Below are 18,999 nucleotides of genomic sequence, written 5' to 3' on the forward strand. Positions count from 1 at the left end.
CCCAGGGTCGCGGTTCTGTCCTAAAGCGTCGTGAGAATGATCAGACTGTCAGTTGTGATCAATATCCAGCTTGGCAAATGTCACCTTGCCGCCTTCCTTGCTGTCGCCACTGTTGTCTTGCACATATACGCCGGCCTTGAAGTACAACGGCTTCTTGCCCCAGGCGGCACCGAGGCGTTCGTTCCATTGGCCGTTGGCGGCCTCGATGCTCAGCAGGCCGGCTTTGTTCAGGTGGATGACGTAGGTGAAGTTGCGCTGCAGGGGCACATTCTCGGCCACGATAATCACCCGGCCTTTGCTGTCATCGGGGCGCATGCGCACCTTGGCGACGATGTTGCCGGTCTGGGTTTTTTCCTTGTATTGGTATTCGACTTTGACCAGCGGTTTCTGGCTGTCATAGGCGTGAATCTGACCGATCACGATCTTGCCCGAGGAGGGCACCTGGTTGATGGCCAGGGTGGCGCGCAGGTAGTTGTCGGCCTCTGGGTAGGTCCAGTTGCGCAGCCGGCCGTCGGCATAGGTTTCCCGCAGTTCGCTGCGCGGGTAGATGGCGTTTTCGGTACGGGTACCGGTGACGGGGGACCAGAATTGCACGCTGCTGCCTTCGGCCTGGAAGTATTTGCCATTGAAACCACTGAGCAGTTTGGGGGTGTCGATGGTGGCTGGCGGGGTGCCAACAGGGATGCTCAGGTTCCAGGTGGACAGATCAATCATTGAGTGCGCCTTTGCTGTACGAAAGAAGGGTCAAAAGGCTTTGGCCCAAGGGCTGGCGCGTTCTTTATAAGCGGCTGGTAACGGTTTGTTAATGATTTTATGGCGGTTTATTGGCGCCAGTGGTCTGTCAAAAAGCCATCCTTCCCGTAATCCGTGGGCTGTAGGCGCTGACCGTTAGTCGGTTGTGTGGCCTTTGGCGCAATGATGGCATCGGCGCACCTTCTGCTTTATGGGATCCAAGGCTAGAGTGACTCCACATTGAATGTCCGGTTTTGTCGCAAAAATGACCGGAATGAACCCTCAAGGAAGAGATGCAGCATGGAATGCGCTCCAACCCCGGCCGAAGGCTGCTCAGTGCTCCTGGTGGTCGATGACTACCCGGAAAACCTGATCAGCATGCGCGCGCTCCTGCAGCGCGACGACTGGCAGGTGGTGACGGCAGCCTCCGGCGAGGAGGCCCTGGGGCTTTTGCTCGAAACTGACGTGGACCTGGTGCTGCTGGATGTGCGGATGCCGGGTATGGACGGCTTCGAAGTGGCGCGCTTGATGCGCGGCAGCCAGCGCACCCGCATGACCCCGATCATCTTCCTGAGTGCCACTGAGCAATCGCCCGCCGCAGTGCTGGAGGGCTATGCCAGCGGCGCTATCGACTACCTGTTCAAGCCCTTCGACCCGCTGATCCTCAAGCCCAAGGTCCAGGCCTTGCTGGAGCATCAGCGCAACCGGCGGGCCTTGCAGCGCTTGAGTCATGACCTGGAGCTGGCCCGGGCCTTCAATGCCTCGGTGCTCGACAACGCCGCCGAGGGCATCCTGGTGGTGGGCGAAGACGGGGTGATCAGCTACGCCAACCCGGCTATTTCGCGACTGCTCAACGCCACGGTGGGCGAGTTGCAAGGCCAGGCGTTCCTGGGCTTCCTGCAAAAACCCCATATGCCCGACTGGTTTGCCTGCGAGTTGTACACCGGCTACCTGCGCGGTGAAACCTGGCGCCTGCACGACGCGATCCTGCGCACGGCGCCCGGCCAGCAACTGCCGGTGGCCATGTCCTGTGCGCCCTTGCCCCGCGAACAGAAGGCCATGGTGGTGACCGTGCAGGACATGTCGCAAGTGCGCCATCTGCATCAGCAACTGGAGTCCCAGGCCGTCACTGACCCCCTCACCGGTTTGCTCAATCGGCGTGGTTTCTATCAGACCGTGGAGACGATCCTGTTGCGCAACGAGCGCAGCGAGCATTCCACGGTGCTGCTGTATATGGACCTGGATGGCTTCAAGCGGGTCAATGATTCCGTAGGGCACGACGCCGGCGACCGGGTACTGCGCTGGGTCTCGGAGCAATTGGCGCTGTGCCTGCGCAGTTGCGACATTCTTGGCCGCCTTGGTGGGGATGAGTTCGTCGCGTTGCTGGAACTGGAATACCCGGAGCAGGCTGCCAAGCTTGCCGAACAGTTGATCGAGCGGGTGTCGATCTGCCAGCAAGTGGACGGCCTGGAGGTGATGCTGGGGGTCAGTATCGGCATTGCCATCTTCCCCGATTGCGGCCGTGACCTGAGCGGCCTGCTGCGCGCCGCCGATATCGCCATGTACGAAGCCAAGCGCGCCGGGCGTCAGCAATATCGCTATTACGATCAGGAAATGAACGGCCGGGCCCGCTCGCGCCTGATGCTTGAAAGCAGTGTGCGCGAGGCCATCGACCATAAGCAGGTGACCTTGGTGTACCAACCCCAGGTGTCCCTGGTGGACGGGCACTTGCGCGGGGTCGAAGCCTTGTTGCGCTGGCAGCACCCGAGTGTCGGCGATGTGCCGCCCGGGTTGTTCCTGCCCTTGCTGGAGGAGGCGCGCCTGATCAGTCAGCTCAGCAGTTGGATCTTCCACCAGGTGGCGCTGGCGCGACAGGCCTGGGCCCCTGTCATGAGTGACGACTGGGTGCTGAGCGTGAGCCTGAGTAGCAGCCAGTTCAATATGCCCAACCTGGCGACCCAGCTGCAGCAGGCACTGGAGCGACATGGGTTGCAGGGGCGGCAACTGGAAGTGGAAATAGCCGAAGAAAGCCTGATGCACAATATCGAAGAGTCCACCAAGCAGCTCAAGCAGCTCCGGCGCCTGGGGGTGCGAATAGCCCTCGATGACTTTGGCTCGGGCAACTGCTCCCTGGCGCATCTGCGTGACCTGGAGTTCGACACGCTCAAGCTCGACCCCGGCCTGGTTGCCCGCGTACTCAACTCGCCACGGGAGGCCGCGCTGGCTCGCAGTATTATCGAGCTGTGTGGGCACTTCGGCTTGCTGGTGATTGCCGAGGGCGTGGAAACCCTTGAGCAATGCCACTGGCTGCAGGCCAATGGCTGCCAATTCATCCAGGGCCCGCTGGTGGCCCCGTCGCTGATGGCCGACGATATTTCCCAGTGGCCGCAGCCTTTCGCGCTGCGCGCAGGCCCCTGCTGAATTCGCTACACTGGCGGTCTCACGCCCCTGCCGTTCGAACCCATGACTGCGCTGAAATACCTCCAGGCCTATCCCGCCGCCCTGCAAGAGCAAGTGCGCCAATTGATCGCCAAGGATCAATTGGGCGACTACCTGCACCAGCGTTACCCCGAGCGCCATGCGGTGCAGAGTGACAAGGCGCTGTACAGCTACGCCCTGGCCCTGAAGCAGGAGCACCTGCGCAATGCACCGGCCATCGACAAAGTGCTGTTCGACAACCGCCTGGACCTGACCCATCGCGCCCTGGGCCTGCACACCACGATTTCGCGGGTGCAGGGCGGCAATCTCAAATCCAAGAAAGAGATCCGCATCGCCGCGTTGTTCAAGGACGCGGCGCCGGAGTTCCTGAAGATGATCGTTGTCCACGAGTTGGCGCACTTCAAGGAATCGGACCACAACAAGGCGTTCTATAAACTCTGCGAATATATGTTGCCCGGCTACCATCAGGTGGAATTCGACCTGCGGGTGTACCTGACCTATCGCGACTTGCAGGGCGCAGCGCGGGATTGAACCAAGAGGAAGCGAGCATGGATGTGAGCAAGACCAAGAGCAGTTTCTACCGCCGCCTGTATGTGGCGTATCTGATCGACAGCCAATTGGCCAGCAGCGTCCCGGCGTTGACCGAAGTGACCGGCATGCCCCGGCGCACGGCCCAGGACACTATCGCCGCATTGGCGGATCTGGATATCGTCTGCGAGTTCGAGCAGGAAGACGGCGCCCGCAATCATGCCGGGCGCTATCGGATTCGCGATTGGGGGGCGATTGACCGTGGCTGGATCGAGCGCAACCTGGTGCAGGTCAAGCAGGTGTTGGGTTATCCCTGAAATTGGGTTGGCAGGCCTGACGCTATCGCGGGCAAGCCCACTCCCACATTTGATCGCAATCAACCTGTGGGAGCGGGCTTGCCCGCGATAGCATCCTCAAGCGCGCCGCATCCCAATATGCGGAATATCATCCTCCAGGTATTCCTCACCCTCGACCTTGAACCCATATCTGCCGTAGTACCCCTGCAAATGCGCCTGGGCTGAAAGAAAAATCGGTGTCTGCGGCCAGATATCGTCGATCTGCTTGAGGGTTTCCTCCAGCATCTGGTGGCCCAGGCCAGTGCTCCGGGCTGCCTCGGCCACCAGCACGCGGCCGATTACCACGTCACCGCCATGCAGCTCCGGGTCCAGCAGGCGCAGGTAAGCCACCAATTGGTTGTCCTTCCAGGCCATCAGGTGGTGGGTGTCGCCCTCCAGATCCTGATCGTCGATGTCCTGGTAGATGCATTTCTGCTCGACGACAAATACCTCTGCCCGCAGACGCAAAATGGCGTAGAGCTGTTCCTTGCCCAGATCATTGTGGTGCTTGCAAACCCAATCGACAGTCATCGTTCCATCTCGCATAAAGACCTAGCCTGGATAGTAATGCCCTGGCCGGCAACTGTCTTGGGGGGTGGCATAAACACCTGTGAAACCTTATTTTTTGTGAATGACGTCAATTTGCCATCATTGAGTGCTTTCGCGGTTCAGTTCTTTGTGTAATCTGCTGTACACCGCGAGCGATAAGCTACAGTCAGGTGCCTGGGCATTGTTCTTCCAGACGCCATTGCCCGCAAGGAACTGCCCGCTGTGCAAGGACATTAAGCATGCTGCGACTGTCTCGTGCCGTTGCTTTGCTGGTATTGCTGTTGCTGGTCCCGACGGTGGCCGCAGAACGTTTGCGCCTGGTGGCAGATGCATGGCCGCCGTTTACCGATGCGACCCTGCTCAATGGCGGGCTGGCCACCGATATCGTCAGCACCGCCCTGGCGCGTGCCGGCTTTGCCAGCGATTTCGAGCAAGTGCCGTGGGCGCGGGCGTTGATGGGGGTGGGCGACGGGCGTTATGACGTGTTGATCAATGCCTGGTACGACGAGGCGCGTACGCAGTTGGGGCAGTTTTCCGACGAGTACCTGCTCAACCGCGTGCGTTTTATCAAGCGCCGTGATGATCCCATCGAGTTCCAGAACCTGCAGCAACTGCATGACTATCCCGTCGCCGTGGTACGCGGCTACGCCTATTCGGCGGAGTTCGATGCCGATCCCCAACTGCAAAAAGTCCCGGTGCATAACTTCGCCATGGCCGTGCGCATGCTCGCGGCCCGGCGCGTGCGGCTGACGGTCGAGGATGAGTATGTCGCGCGTTTTCACCTGGCGCGGGAATCACCCAGGGTGCGCAACGCGGTGGAATTCCTGCCCAAGACCTTGAGTGAGAACAGCCTGCATATTCTGGTCAGCCTGAAAAATCCCAGGCATGAGCAGATTGTTGCGGGGTTTGATCGGGAGATTGTCCGGATGAAGGCAGATGGCAGTTATGCGCGTCTTCTCAAGCAACACGGGATGTAGTGTTCTTGAGGTCGCCATCGCGAGCATGCCCGTATTCGCAGATCAAAATGTGGGAGCGGGCTTGCTCGCGATAGGGCTCTAAGCCGCACTGGTTTCCTTGATCAAATGCGCCGCCAGCGTGCGCAACGGCCCCAGTTGCCGACAGATCAATGCCAACTGCGTCTGCACCAGGCGCTGTGCTTCGTCGATCTCATCCGGCATCTGCTCCAGCTCCACTGCCAGCGCTTCCTCGGCATCGCTCTGCACCGCAATCGGCTGTTTGTTCGCCAACCCACTGGCGATTTCGTCGATGCTCGTGGCGAGGGTCTTGCCCGCGCCTTCGATCAGGTGCTCACGCACATCGGCCGGCAGTTGGGTGTCGCGGTGGGCACCCAGCCCCGACAGGTAACTGAGCAAGGTGTGGGACAGCACCAGGAAGCGGAAGCCAACGTCGGCTTCCTTACGGAAGTGCCCCGGCTCCATCAGCATATTGGCCAGGGTGGTGGACAGCGCGGCGTCGGCGTTGTGCGCATTGCGCCGGGCCAGGCGGTAGGCCAGGTCGTCGCTCTTGCCGGCGGCATATTGCTGCATGATCTGGCGCAAGTAGATGCTGTTGCAGGTCAGGGTGTTGGCCAGCACTTTGTTCAGGCGTCGGCCTTGCCAGTCCGGCAGGAACAGGAACACCGCCAGCCCGGCGATCAGGCTGCCGAGCAAGGTATCGAACAGGCGCGGCAGGAACAGTCCATACCCATCGCCCACCTGGTTGAAGCAGAACAGCACCATCAGGGTAATGGCGGCGGTGGCCAGGGTGTAGCGGGTGGTGCGGTTGATAAAGAACACCAGCCCGGCGGCGATGGCGAACATCGACTGCACCAAGGGGTTAGGGAACAGATCGAACAGGGCCCAGGCCACCGTCAGGCCGATGGCCGTGCCGACGATCCGCTGGCCAAGCTTGCGCCGCGTGGCGCCGTAGTTGGGCTGGCAGACGAACAGGGTGGTGAGGATGATCCAGTAGCCCTGGGACGGGTGGATCAAATGCACCATGCCGTAGCCGACACTCAGCGCCAGGGGCAGGCGCAGGGCATGACGGAACAGCAGCGAAGTCGGGGTCAGTTGGGTACGCAGGCGCGTCCACATTTCCTTGAGGTTGCGCGGCGAGCGGTCCAGCAGGCTGCTGTCGCTGGCATCTGCCAGGCTGTCGGGGTTGCTGGCGTCGCTGAGCAGGCGGTCGAGGGTCGACAGGTTGGCCGCCAGCGCGCGCAACGAACGCAGCAGGCCACGCCAGGCCGGGTTGCTCTGGATGCGCAGGTGTTCGAGGGAGGCATTCAGGTCGCCCAGGGCCTCGGCGAAGCTGGCGTCATAGACAAACGGCTGGCGCAGCTGGATCGACTCGGCGAGGGCCTGGCAGGCCTTGCCTTGCTGGCGCAGCAGGCGCTGGCAACGGAACAGCACATCGCTGTGGAAGAAGGCTTCGGCCAGGGCGTTGTAGGGGTAGTGGGAGGAACTGGCGCGCTCGTGGATGTCCTGGGCCAGGAAGTACAGCTTGAGGTAGCGACTGACCTTGGAACCAGGCCGGCCATTGCCGACACGGTGCAGGATGATTTCCTTGGCCGCATTGAGCGCCGCCACCACCCGGCCATTTTGTTGCGCCAGCTCCAGGCGCCGCGCTTCGACGTCCAGTTGGCGAATGGGCTCGAACAGCGATGACTTGAGCTTGAGGTAACGCCCCAGCTCGCGAAACAGCCGGGCCAGGCTCTGTTGCACCGGCTGGTTGGAAAACATTGCCTGCCACAGCACCGACAGCGCGCCGTACCAGGCGGCACCGGCCACCAGCAGCAAGGGTTCGTGCCAGAAGTCGGTGACGGCGCCGCCGCGCTGGTCCACGCCGATCATGGTGTAGACCGACAGAATCAAAGTGGCCGAGGCAATGGCGCCATAACGCTCGCCCAGGGCGCCGAGCATGGTCAGGCAGAAACTCGCCAGGGCGATGGCGATGGCAAAAATCCACGGGTAGGGAAACAGCAACTCCACCGACAGCGCCGCCACGCTGAAACACACCAGCGTCACCGCCAGCGCATTGAGGCGGCCCTGCCAGCTGTCATCGGTTTCGGCCAGGGCGCTGGCGATAATCCCCAGGAACAGCGGGATCAGCAGCGACATTTCATCCTGATACCAGCACAGCGCCATGCTGCCGGTGAGGGCGATAAACACCCGTACGCTGTAACTGAACTTATCCAGTGCCCAAAGGCGCCGCATGGACTGCTTGAACGAGGTCGAGGACATGAAGTCTGGGGTCTTCCGGGACGATGCCGCTAAATTGAGCCAGTAATGACGTCACGGCAAGCGTGGCGATCACATTCATAAGCAAAAATTGTTTTGGCACACCCCATCAAAATGTGGGAGCGGGCTTGCTCGCGAATGCGGAGTGTCAGTCGCTGAATGAGCTGACTGACCCACCGTATTCGCGAGCAAGCCCGCTCCCACAGTTGATCACATTACCGTTCAGGCGTACTGCGCCGCCGCATACCCCGAAGCCCAGGCCCACTGGAAGTTGAACCCGCCCAGGTGCCCGGTCACATCCAGCACTTCGCCGATAAAGTACAGGCCGGGGCTTTTCAGCGACTCCATGGTCTTGGACGACACTTCCCGCGTATCCACCCCGCCCAGGGTGACTTCGGCGGTGCGGTAGCCCTCGGTGCCGGCCGGGACCAATTGCCAACTGCCCAGCTTGGTAGCGATATCTGCCAGTTCGGCGTGGGTGTACTGCTTCATCGGTTTGGACACAAACCACGTCTCGGCCAGCAGGTTGGCCATCTTCTTGGTGAAGATCTCGCCCAGCAGGGTCTTGAGTTCGCTGTTGGGGCGCTCGGCCTGTTGCTGTTGCAGCCAGGCGTGGGCGTCGTGGTCGGGCAGCAGGTTGATTTCTACCGTGTCGCCGGGCTCCCAGTACGAGGAGATCTGCAAAATCGCCGGCCCGCTCAGGCCGCGATGGGTGAACAAAATGTTCTCGCGAAAGCTCTGGTCGTTGCAGCTGACCAGGCAATCGACCGAGGTGCCGGACAGCTCGCCACACAGTTCCTTGAGCTGATCGGTGATGGTAAACGGCACCAGGCCTGCACGGGTCGGCAGCAGTTCATGGCCGAACTGCTTGGCCACCTGATAACCAAAGCCGGTGGCGCCCAGGGTCGGAATCGACAGGCCACCGGTGGCAATCACCAGGGACTCGCAGCGCAACTCGCCGAGGGTGGTCTGCAGTTGGTAGCCGCTGTCGAGCCTGGCGATCTCCTGGATCGAGGTGTCCAGGTGCAGGCTCACGCCGGTCTGGATGCATTCGTCGAGCAGCATGCCGAGGATGTCGCTGGATTTGTTATCGCAGAACAGCTGGCCGAGCTTCTTCTCGTGGTACGGCACGCCATGCTTAGCCACCAGCCCGATGAAATCCCACTGGGTGTAGCGGGCCAGGGCGGATTTGCAGAAGTGCGCATTGTGCGAGAGGAAGTTGGCAGGCTCGGTGTACATATTGGTGAAGTTACAGCGGCCACCGCCGGACATCAGGATCTTCTTGCCGGCCTTGTTCGCATGGTCGATCAACATCACCTTGCGCCCACGCCCGGCGGCGGTCAGCGCGCACATCAAGCCTGCGGCGCCAGCGCCAATGATCACAACTTCGGTCGAGCGCAAAACGGTGTCCTCACAAAATATTGATCTCAAATGCAATCAGAAATGTGGGAGCGGGCTTGCTCGCGAATACGGACTGTCAGCCAACCCATCTGGCGACTGGTACACCGCATTCGCGAGCAAGCCCGCTCCCACATTGGATCTCCATTGAATCGAAGAGCTTTACAGGATCCGCACGCGCAACGAGCGGCCCTTGATCTTGCCGTCATTCAAACGCTGCAACGCCTGCTTGGCGACGCTGCGTTCCACTGCCACATAGGCCTGGAAGTCAAAGATCGCGATCTTGCCCACCTGGGCGCCCGGGATCCCGGCTTCACCGGTCAGCGCGCCGAGGATGTCGCCTGGGCGGACCTTGTCTTTACGACCGGCAGCAATGCACAAGGTGCTCATCACCGGCAGCAGTGGCGCGCCGCCCTGGGATTTGAGGTTGCTCAGTTGATCCCAGTTCAGCGGGGCCTTTTGCAGCAGTTCGATGGCCTGGGCACGGTGTGCCTCGGACGGCGCCACCAGGCTGATGGCGATCCCGGTCTCACCGGCACGCCCGGTACGGCCGACGCGGTGAATGTGGATTTCCGAATCGCGGGCCAGTTCGACGTTGATCACCATGTCCAGCGAGTCAATGTCCAGGCCTCGGGCCGCCACGTCGGTGGCCACCAGTACCGAAGTACTGCGGTTGGCGAACATTGCCAGCACCTGGTCACGGTCGCGCTGTTCCAGGTCGCCATGCAGGCCGACTGCAGAAATGCCCTTGGCGGTCAGGTGATCCACGGTTTCCTGCACTTGCTGCTTGGTAAAGCAGAAGGCCACGCAAGAGGCCGGACGGAAGTGCGATAGCACCTTGGTCACCGCGTCCATGCGTTCTTCCGGGGAGATTTCGTAGAAACGCTGCTCGATCTGCTCATCGGAGTGGAACGCTTCGGCCTTGACCTGCTGCGGCGCGCGCATGAATTTGGAGGCCAGTTGCTTGATGCTCACCGGGTAGGTGGCCGAGAACAACAGGGTCTGGCGACGGGCCGGGGTCTTGCTGATGATGTCTTCGATGGCGTCGTAGAAACCCATGTCGAGCATGCGGTCGGCTTCATCGAGGATCAGCGTGTTCAAACCGTCCAGCACCAGCGAACCCTTGCGCAGGTGTTGCTGGATGCGGCCCGGGGTGCCGACGATGACGTGGGCGCCATGCTCCAGGGAAGCAATCTGCGGGCCGAGGGACACGCCGCCGCACAGGGTCAGCACCTTGATGTTGTCTTCGGCGCGGGCCAGGCGGCGGATTTCCTTGGCCACCTGGTCAGCCAGCTCGCGGGTCGGGCACATCACCAGGGCCTGGCAACCGAAGTAGCGCGGGTTGATCGGGTTCAACAGGCCGATGCCGAAGGCGGCGGTCTTGCCGCTGCCGGTCTTGGCCTGGGCGATCAGGTCCAGCCCCTTGAGGATCACCGGCAAGCTTTGCGCCTGGATCTGCGTCATCTCGGCATAACCCAGCGAGTCAAGGTTAGCCAGCATGGCGGCGGAGAGCGGCAAAGTATTAAAAGCGGTGGCGATGGTGGTCACGGGACAGGCTCTGCAAAAACAAAATGTCGCGCAGTGTACCAGCCCCGTGGGAATTTCCCTGCAAGTTCTAGACGAGACGCCGCCTAATGCTCAATGTCGTGCTCGCGGCTGACCACTCGTTTGCCGTCTTTTGGCGACAATTGCAGGAAGATCGCCGCCGCCAACATCGCCATGATGCCCACGGTGAGGAACGTCAACTGGAACGCCTCAAGCACGGTGTTGACCCCATCGTTACCGGCTTGGGCAGTAAACCCGCCAAGCAGGGCACCGGCGCAGGCCACCCCCAGGCTCAGGGCCAGTTGCGCCACCACCGACAGCAGGCTGTTGCCGCTGCTGGCCTGGGCATCGTCGAGGTCGATCAGGGTCACGGTGTTCATCGCGGTAAATTGCAGGGAGTTGATCGCCCCCAGTACCGCGAGCATCGCCAGCAACAGCGGGTAGGGCGTCTGTTCGCTGACCAGGCCCATGCTCGCCAGCATCATGCCCAGCAGCAGGGTGTTGCCGGTGAGCACGACGCGATAGCCCAGGCGTTCGATCAACGGCCGGGCGACCGACTTGGCGACCATCGCCGCTGCCGCCAGGGGCAGCATGCTCATCCCGGCCTGGGACGGCGAGTAACCCAGGGCGATCTGCAGCAGCAACGGCACGAGGAACGGCAGGGCGCCGCTGCCCAGGCGCGCGAACAGGTTGCCGAGAATGCCCACGGCAAAGGTCCGGGTCTTGAACAGCACCGGCGAGAACAGTGGGTTTTCGATATGCCCGGCGCGCAGCCAGTAGGCCGCCAGGCACGCCATGCCGCCGAACAGCAGCAACATCACGCGCAAGTGCGGCAGGTGCAGCTCGCCCAGGCCTTCCATGGCAATGGTGATCAGCACCATTGCCGCGCCAAACAGCAAAAAGCCCAGGCTGTCGAAGCGAGTACGCTCGCTGCCGCGCAGGTCGGGGATGAATTTCCACACGGCGTAGCAGCCGATCATGCCCACCGGCAGGTTGATCAGGAAAATCCAGTGCCAGGTCAGGTACTGCACCATCCAGCCGCCCATGGTCGGGCCGAGCAGGGGGCCGAGCAGGCCGGGAATGGTGATAAAACCCATGATCCGTACCAGCTCCGAGCGCGGGTAGGCGCGCAGCACCACCAGCCGGCCCACCGGCAGCATCAGCGCGCCGCCCAGGCCCTGGATCACCCGTGCGCCCACCAGCATGCTCAGGCTGCTGGACAGGGCGCACAGCAGCGAGCCGATGCTGAACAACATGATCGCGCCAAAGAAAATCTTCTTGGTGCCGAAACGGTCGGCGATCCAGCCCGAGGCCGGGATCAGCAAGGCCACGGTGAGCATGTAGGCGATGATCACGCCCTGCATGCGCAGCGGGTTTTCCGCCAGGTCCTCGGCCATGGCGGGCAGTGCCGTGTTGAGAATCGTGCCGTCGAGCGACTGCATGAAGAAGGCAATCGCTACCACCCAGGGTAACCAGCGGGCGGTCTTGGCATCGAGCACGACACGATTCGGCATGAGATCCCTTTTGTTAGCAGGCTATGGGTTGCCGATTATGCGCCAACCTCTGCCGATTTTCCCACTGGCGGTTCGTCTATATCAGCGATGGCCACGTCCTTGCCCACCAGGAAGTCGATCAGCGCGCGATGCACCGCCAGCGCCGCCTCCCGCGACTCCAGGTCGAGCAAGTGGCCGGTGTGTTCGGCGCTGGCAAAGCTGCTGCGGCCCACGTATTGCTTGAACAGTTGGGCTTCATTGGCCGGGGTGTATTCGTCCAGCGTGCCGTTGAGAAAATGCACCGGGGTTTCGATCTGGCGCAATTGCGGCAGGTAGTTGCCATCGCCCAGGGCAAGCACCTGATGAATATGAAAGCGCGCCTGGCGGTACTCGGTGGTGGCCATGGTCGACAGGTGCCGATGGTTATTGCGCTTGAGCCGGCTGGAGAGGAATTTGCCGACGGTCTCATTGAGCAAGTGGCCGACGGCAGACTTGTCATCGGCCTCGATCAGCACCCGCACCCGCTCCACATATTCGAGCATTGCCGGGTTGAGATTGGGCGCCAGGGCCATCACCACCGAGCTTTCGATGGAAGGCGGGTTGCGCGCCAGGGTCAGCAGGGTCGAGATGCCACCCCAGGAGGCCGACACCAGGTGGTTGACCTGGAAACGCTCCACCAGCGCCCGCAGGATCTCGACTTCGTCGTCCTTGGTCACCAGGTCCAGATCAGTGTTGTGGGTGCGCGAATAGCCGGAAAACGGCAAGTCGAACATCAACACATTGAAATGCTCGGCCAGGCACTTGCTGGTGCGGGCGAATGAGCGGGTGGTGGACAGCGCGCCGTTGACCAACAGCACGGTCTTGCGTTGCGGATCGTTACCCAATTGCTCTACGTGAACGTTGTAGTGCTTGAACAACTTATCAATGACAAAACTTCCTTGGTACATGTCAACGCTCCGGCTCGCCCAGTCCCGGGCGAGGTCATGCATCATTTGCGAACAAATGGGTTGAGAGTGGCGGGATGCCACTAACCGTTATAACGAGGTTTTCGAGCGTCGACAACAGTCCGCCAACCAACGGGATGCTGCCAGGGAAGGTTCATCAGAACCCAGGGTATTCCCCTGTAGGAGCCAGCTTAAATTGTGGCAAGGCGCGCGCTTGTTGTGGCGAGAAGCCCCCTCGCCACAGCACAAGCCGGGCGTTTACAAGGTCAGGGTCAGGCGTTTTACCAACGCGCCCGGCAGCAGGTTGGACGAGGTGTTGCGCTCGCCATAGGTGCTGGCCGACAGCAGCAACTCGCGCTCGGCGGTCAGCGCTTCCAACTGCGACCCCAGCAGGTGATAGACGCTATCGTCAAAGCGCATGGTGCTGACCGGTGCCTTGATCTCGCCGTCTTCGACCCAAAACGTGGCGAAGCGGGTCATGCCCGTCAGGCGCGCCGCCGGCTGGTCGGAGTAGTTCAAGTACCACAGGTTGCTGATATACAGGCCGGTGCCCAGTTGCTTGAGGATATCGGCCTGGGCCAGGCTGCCGGCGGCCATCTGCAAGGCGCTGGGGGACTCATCGCCGCTGGCGCCGTTGGTGCTCAAGCCGTATTCGGCGGCGCTGCGCGAGTTGACCAGTTGCCCTTGCGCCTGGCCATTGGCGATCAAGGTCACGTCGTTGCGCGGATAACCGTCCCGGGAAAACGCCGGGCTCAGGGAGCCGGTGATCTGTTCGCCCATGCCCACCAGCGGGCTCAGGGCCTGGTCGCCGGCATACAGGCGCTGCAACGGGCTGCCCTTGCTGGCGATGGCCTGCGCAGAAAAACCACCCCAGGCGAGCATGCCGATGATTTCTTCCATGGCCGCCGGTGCCAGGTAGGCGCGGTATTGGCCGGGCGCCAGGGTGTGCAAGGGCCGGCCAAGAAACTCCAGTTGTTCGCGGGCTTGCTGCAAGCGCTGGGCAAATGCCGCGCTGTCCCAGGCATCGCCGGCGTAGCTGGCCTTGACCGCCTCGCCATTGGCATGGAACAGGCTGAAATCAAAGTTGAAGCTATTGGCCTGGTGCCAGCCAAAAGCTCCCGACGAGCTGGCGAACCCGCGACTGATCGGCCCGGCGGCATAGATGCCGACCAGGTCGAAACCTTGGGCGCCCTGGCTGATTTCGCCCAGGACTTGATCGAGGTCCGGCAGCGCCTGGGCCTGCTCGCTGCTGTTTTGCCAGGCCGTGTGATTGAGCAGCAGGTAAGGATCTTTGGGCAGCAAGGGCAAGGTGTCGCGCAATTGCTGCAGGCCCTCGGCCAGGCGCTGGCGGTCCACCTCGGGGGTGCCGGCCAGGGTGATGGCCAGGTCGGCGTGCCGGCCATCGTTGATCAGCTTGAGGTTGACGCTGGCCTGCTGTACCTGGCCGGCCTGGCGCACCTTGGCGTGGTTGAAACGCACGAATTCGGACGACTCCGCCGCGTAGCCCAGATGAAACTGTTCCCCATCGGCGATGGCCTGCTTGAGCCATTCCACCAGGTCCTTGAAAGCCTTCATCAGGCGTCTCCCCCAAACACATCCACATCGCTGAAGACACACGCCGGCGATGCATGGCCGACGCGGATCACTTGGTTCGGCTCGCCCTTGCCGCAGTTGGGCGTGCCCAGCACCTTGAAGGTGCTGGCATCGCCCACGGCACTGAGCTTGCGCCAGAACTGCGCGGAAATCGCCCGGTAGTTGGGGTTCTTCACCACGCCCTTGAGTTCGCCGTTCTCGATCAACTGGCCCCACTCGCAGCCGAACTGGAACTTGTTGCGCGCATCGTCGATCGACCAGGAACGGTTGGTCGACATCAGGATGCCGTGCTCGATGCCGCCGATCAGTTGCGCCAGGCTCTGGTCGCCAGCCTCGATATTGAGGTTGGCCATGCGGTCGATGGGTGCGCGGTTCCAACTGCTGGCGCGGCTGTTGGCTACGCCGCCCATGCCCGAGCGGTACTGCGACAGCGCCCCGCCCAGGGGCTTGAGCAGCAGGCCGTTGCGGATCAGGAACTGCTTGTTGGCGGGCGTGCCGTCGTCGTCATGGGCGTAGCTGGCCAGTTGCTCGGGAATGTCCGGGTCAAATGTCACGTTCAGCAGGTTGGAGCCGTATTGCAGGTGCCCGAAGTCGCTGGCCTTGACGAAGCTGGTGCCGGCGTAATTGCGCTCGTCGCCGAGAATGCGGTCCAGCTCCAGCGGGTGGCCGATGGATTCATGGATCTGCAGGATCATCTGGTCGGGCATCAACAGCAGGTCGCGCGGGCCCTGGGGCGTGTTGGGGGCCAGCAGCAGTTGCAGGGCCTCGTCGGCCACCCGTGGCGCGGCGCCTACCAGGCCGAAGCGGCTGATCACATCAAAGCCGCCCTGCTGGCCAAAGTTGCTGCCACCCAGGGTGCGGGTCTGGCTGTCGTTGCCGTGGTAGGCGGTCACATTGACGCCGGGGAACACAAAGCGCTGAGCCTGACGCAGTTGCGCGCCGGCACTGTTGAGGTAGATCTGTTCAACGTGGGTGGTGCCCAGGCTGACCTCCCAGTTCACCAGGCGCTCGTCCCTGGGCACGGCCGCTGACTCTGCGCCGAGCAGTTGGTAGCAGTCGCTCAGGGACGGGAAGGCTTGGTCGAGCTCTGGCGACAGGTAGTCGGCGATGTCGCTGGACACCGGCTGGTCGCGCAGGTCGAGCAGGGCGTGGGGCTTGATACGCCGGGCCTGTTGTTCGGCACGCTCGAGGGCCGCTTGCAGGCCGGCCAGGGAAATATCGTGGGTGGCCGCGTAGGCTTCGACACCGTTGAGGCGCACGGTGAGCATGGCGCCTTCGTCGCGGCCCAGGTGCGGCGGTTCGGCGACATTCTTGCGCACCGACAGGTACTGGCCGGACTCGCGCACGTAGCGCAGGGAGAAGAATTCGGCGCGGGTGCGCAGGGCGGCGAAATGTTGTTTGAGTTGCGGGTGTTTGTCGAACATGGGGCCTTCCTTGTGGGCGGTGATGGCTTTGAGGGCCCCATCGCAGGCAAGCCAGCTCCCACCTTTTGAATGTGCTCACAAATCAAAATGTGTGAGCTGGCTTGCCTGCGATGCTTTTGCCTTGGCTTTAGACCGGGCAACCCTTGGCGCGCAGGATGGCGTCAAAGCGGTCAGGGTCCAGGGTGCCGGCTTCGATGGCAGCCAGTGTGGCTTTCTCGCGGGCCAGCAGGTCATGGCAGCGCACCAGCAATTCCGGCAGTTCGCTGCGCGAGGCGGCGACCACGCCGTCGCCATCGCCGATCATCAGGTCGCCAGGGGCTACCAGCATGCCAGCGCAGGAGATCGGCACGTTGATCTCGCCGCCGCCGTCAGTGCTCGGGCCACGGTGTACGCCGCCGATGGCGTAGGCCGGCAGTTCGCCGGTCTGCCATTCGTCGAGGTCGCGCAGGGCGCCGTTGATCACCACACCGACAATGCCAGCCTTCAGGGCCATGGCGCGCATGATGCCGCCGAACACCGCGCGGGTCAGGTCGGCGCTGCCGTCGATCACCAGCACATCGCCCGGGCGGGCCATCTGCATGGCTTTGAGAATCATCAGGTTGTCACCGGGGCGCACCCGCACAGTGAGGGCGCTGCCGAGCATTGGTGCATTGCCGTGGAAGGCTTTCAGGCCCAGGCCACCGACGTTACGGCCCAGGCAGTCGCTGACGGCCGCCGCCGGGATCTTGCTGAATTCCTTCAGCCATTTCGGGTCCAGCGGTTCAACGTTTGGATTGATCAGGAAGCCGGTAGGCCATTTGCTCGAAGAAACGACATCAAACATGAGAAAGCCTCGTGGCCAGGCAGAAGCCGGCGTGTCGGTAGGAAGGTGAAACGTTTGCGCGAGGGACTAGATTAGGCCGGCGCGGGGGGTGGGATCAAGGGCGGGGCAGTGTAGGAAGAGTCTGGGAAGATGGGTGTTGGCTGGTCGGGTCTCATCGGGAGCAAGCCCCCTCCCACATTTTGATGTGTGAATACGTTCAAATGTGGGAGCGGGCTTGCCTGCGATAAGAGCGCCGCGGTGTAGCGGTTACTGCGCGGTCGGACCCACTTCACGCAACGGCTTGCCACGCACCGGCGCATCGCCGGCCACGTAGTAGTCCGCGGTGCTGCGCGGCAACTGGCGGCCACGCATCTTGTCGGCGATTTTTTCGGCGATCATGATGGTTGGCGCGTTCAGGTTGCCGGTGGTGATGATCGGCATGATCGAAGCATCGACCACCCGCAGGCCCTGCATGCCATGCACGCGGCCTTCGCCATCGACCACAGCCATTTCGTCGGTGCCCATCTTGCACGAGCAGGACGGGTGGAACGCGGTTTCGGCGTGCTCGCGGATGAACTTGTCCAGTTGCTCGTCGGTTTGCACGTCGATGCCCGGGCTGATTTCACGGCCACGGAACGCGTCCAGTGCCGGCTGCTGCATGATTTCACGGGTCAGGCGGATGCCATCGCGGAACTCCTGCCAGTCCTGCTCGGTGGCCATGTAGTTGAAGAGGATGCTCGGGTAGTCCCGTGGGTTCTTCGACTTCACTTGCACACGGCCACGGCTCGGCGAACGCATGGAGCCCATGTGCGCCTGGAAACCGTGCTCTTTCACACCGTTGCTGCCGTTGTAGTTAATCGCGACCGGCAGGAAGTGGTACTGGATGTTCGGCCACTCGAATTCTTCACGGGTGCGGATAAAACCGCCCGCTTCGAACTGGTTGCTGGCGCCGATGCCGGTGCCGTTGAACAGCCATTCGGCACCAATGGCTGGCTGGTTGTACCAGAGCAGCGACGGGTACAGCGAGACCGGCTGGGTGCAGGCGTATTGCAGGTAAAGCTCCAGGTGATCCTGCAGGTTTTCACCGACGCCTGGCAGGTCGTGGACCACCGGGATGTCGAGGCTTTCCAGGAGTTTGGCCGGGCCTACACCGGAACGTTGCAGCAATTGCGGCGAGGCGATGGCGCCGCTGCACACCAGCACTTCCTTGCGCGCGCGGGCTTCAACACGCTCTTCGGCGGCACCGATCAGGTAACGCACGCCGACCGCACGCTTGCCTTCGAACAACACTTTGTCGGCCAGGGCATGGGTGACGATGGTCAGGGTCGAGCGCTTCTTGGCGGTGTCCAGGTAGCCACGGGCGGTACTGGCGCGACGGCCGTTCGGCGTCACGGTACGGTCCATCGGGCCGAAACCTTCCTGTTGGTAGCCGTTCAAGTCTTCGGTACGCGGGTAACCGGCCTGCACGCCAGCTTCAACCATGGCGTGGAACAGCGGGTTGTTACCGGCTTTAGGCGTGGTCACGCTGACCGGACCTTCGCCACCGTGGTAGTCGTTCGGGCCGATGTCGCGGGTTTCGGCCTTGCGGAAATACGGCAGGCAGTCGAGGTAGCTCCAGTCTTCCAGGCCTGGCAGTTTTGCCCAGTTGTCGTAGTCCATGGCGTTGCCACGGATGTAGCACATGCCGTTGATCAGCGACGAGCCACCCAGGCCCTTGCCGCGACCACATTCCATACGACGGCCGTCCATATGTGGCTCTGGATCGGTTTCGTAGGCCCAGTTGTAGCGGCGGCCTTGCAGCGGGAATGCCAGGGCGGCGGGCATCTGGGTGCGGAAGTCCAGGCGGTAGTCGGGGCCACCGGCTTCCAGCAGCAAAACGGTGACGCCTTCGTCTTCGGTCAGACGGGTCGCCAGGGTGTTACCGGCGGAGCCGGCACCCACAATGATGTAGTCGTATTCTTGGGACATAAATGCACCCTCT

The 18,999-nt window shown here is 62.2% G+C and carries 15 protein-coding genes; 4 read left to right on the forward strand and 11 right to left on the reverse strand.

Features of this window, described 5'->3' with window-relative positions:
• Positions 1–48: 48 nt before the first annotated feature.
• Complete coding sequence (locus tag HBO24_RS08370; RefSeq protein WP_057440238.1) at positions 49–714, reverse strand: polysaccharide lyase family 7 protein; 666 nt, start codon at positions 712–714, stop codon at positions 49–51.
• Positions 715–1,032: 318 nt separating this feature from the next.
• Between HBO24_RS08370 and HBO24_RS08375 the strand changes: the two genes are divergently transcribed.
• From HBO24_RS08375 to HBO24_RS08385, 3 genes are read left to right on the forward strand one after another with little or no spacing between them, the layout of a single operon-like run.
• On the forward strand, positions 1,033–3,153 hold the full coding sequence (locus HBO24_RS08375; RefSeq protein WP_057440239.1) for an EAL domain-containing protein: 2,121 nt from the start codon (positions 1,033–1,035) through the stop codon (positions 3,151–3,153).
• 42 nt (positions 3,154–3,195) lie between these two features.
• Positions 3,196–3,702, forward strand: a complete 507-nt coding sequence (locus HBO24_RS08380) for a M48 family metallopeptidase (RefSeq protein ID WP_057440240.1) — start codon at positions 3,196–3,198, stop codon at positions 3,700–3,702.
• A gap of 17 nt (positions 3,703–3,719) precedes the next feature.
• Complete coding sequence (locus HBO24_RS08385) at positions 3,720–4,016, forward strand: winged helix-turn-helix domain-containing protein (RefSeq protein ID WP_038444032.1); 297 nt, start codon at positions 3,720–3,722, stop codon at positions 4,014–4,016.
• Positions 4,017–4,112: 96 nt separating this feature from the next.
• Here the strand turns inward: HBO24_RS08385 and HBO24_RS08390 are convergent, their stop codons facing one another.
• Positions 4,113–4,565, reverse strand: coding sequence for a GNAT family N-acetyltransferase (locus tag HBO24_RS08390; protein WP_170059547.1), 453 nt, complete (start codon positions 4,563–4,565; stop codon positions 4,113–4,115).
• A 257-nt stretch (positions 4,566–4,822) separates the two neighbouring features.
• Between HBO24_RS08390 and HBO24_RS08395 the strand changes: the two genes are divergently transcribed.
• Positions 4,823–5,560, forward strand: a complete 738-nt coding sequence (locus HBO24_RS08395) for a transporter substrate-binding domain-containing protein (protein WP_170059548.1) — start codon at positions 4,823–4,825, stop codon at positions 5,558–5,560.
• 78 nt (positions 5,561–5,638) lie between these two features.
• On the opposite strand, the gene yccS is transcribed toward HBO24_RS08395, so the two are convergent.
• The 9 genes from yccS to betA form a co-directional block, all read right to left on the reverse strand.
• Entirely contained in the window at positions 5,639–7,822 is a 2,184-nt protein-coding gene (gene yccS, locus HBO24_RS08400; protein ID WP_057440243.1) for a YccS family putative transporter, read from the reverse strand.
• Between the two features lie 219 nt (positions 7,823–8,041).
• Complete coding sequence (locus HBO24_RS08405) at positions 8,042–9,220, reverse strand: NAD(P)/FAD-dependent oxidoreductase (protein WP_057440244.1); 1,179 nt, start codon at positions 9,218–9,220, stop codon at positions 8,042–8,044.
• Positions 9,221–9,379: 159 nt separating this feature from the next.
• Positions 9,380–10,717, reverse strand: a complete 1,338-nt coding sequence (gene dbpA, locus HBO24_RS08410) for an ATP-dependent RNA helicase DbpA (protein WP_232545553.1) — start codon at positions 10,715–10,717, stop codon at positions 9,380–9,382.
• A 131-nt stretch (positions 10,718–10,848) separates the two neighbouring features.
• Positions 10,849–12,276 (reverse strand): multidrug transporter subunit MdtD, encoded by a 1,428-nt coding sequence (gene mdtD / locus HBO24_RS08415; RefSeq protein WP_057960848.1) that lies wholly within the window; start codon positions 12,274–12,276, stop codon positions 10,849–10,851.
• A gap of 35 nt (positions 12,277–12,311) precedes the next feature.
• Positions 12,312–13,202, reverse strand: a complete 891-nt coding sequence (locus HBO24_RS08420; RefSeq protein WP_170059549.1) for an alpha/beta hydrolase — start codon at positions 13,200–13,202, stop codon at positions 12,312–12,314.
• A 255-nt stretch (positions 13,203–13,457) separates the two neighbouring features.
• On the reverse strand, positions 13,458–14,774 hold the full coding sequence (locus tag HBO24_RS08425) for a TldD/PmbA family protein (RefSeq protein WP_057440246.1): 1,317 nt from the start codon (positions 14,772–14,774) through the stop codon (positions 13,458–13,460).
• Positions 14,774–16,216: a TldD/PmbA family protein gene (locus HBO24_RS08430; RefSeq protein WP_170059550.1), complete on the reverse strand. Its 1,443-nt coding sequence runs from the start codon at positions 16,214–16,216 to the stop codon at positions 14,774–14,776. Before HBO24_RS08430 ends, HBO24_RS08425 begins: the two co-directional genes overlap by 1 nt.
• Before the next feature lie 127 nt (positions 16,217–16,343).
• The gene (locus HBO24_RS08435) at positions 16,344–17,039 is read right to left on the reverse strand and encodes an RraA family protein (protein ID WP_029297314.1); all 696 of its coding nucleotides are present in this window, start codon (positions 17,037–17,039) and stop codon (positions 16,344–16,346) included.
• A 246-nt stretch (positions 17,040–17,285) separates the two neighbouring features.
• A complete protein-coding gene (gene betA / locus HBO24_RS08440) occupies positions 17,286–18,986 on the reverse strand; it encodes a choline dehydrogenase (protein ID WP_057440344.1) in 1,701 nt (566 codons plus the stop codon).
• Positions 18,987–18,999 lie beyond the last annotated feature (13 nt).

Origin of the sequence: Pseudomonas sp. WS 5410, from assembly GCF_012985645.1 — a bacterium.
GTDB classification, from domain to species: Bacteria; Pseudomonadota; Gammaproteobacteria; order Pseudomonadales; family Pseudomonadaceae; genus Aquipseudomonas; species Aquipseudomonas shahriarae.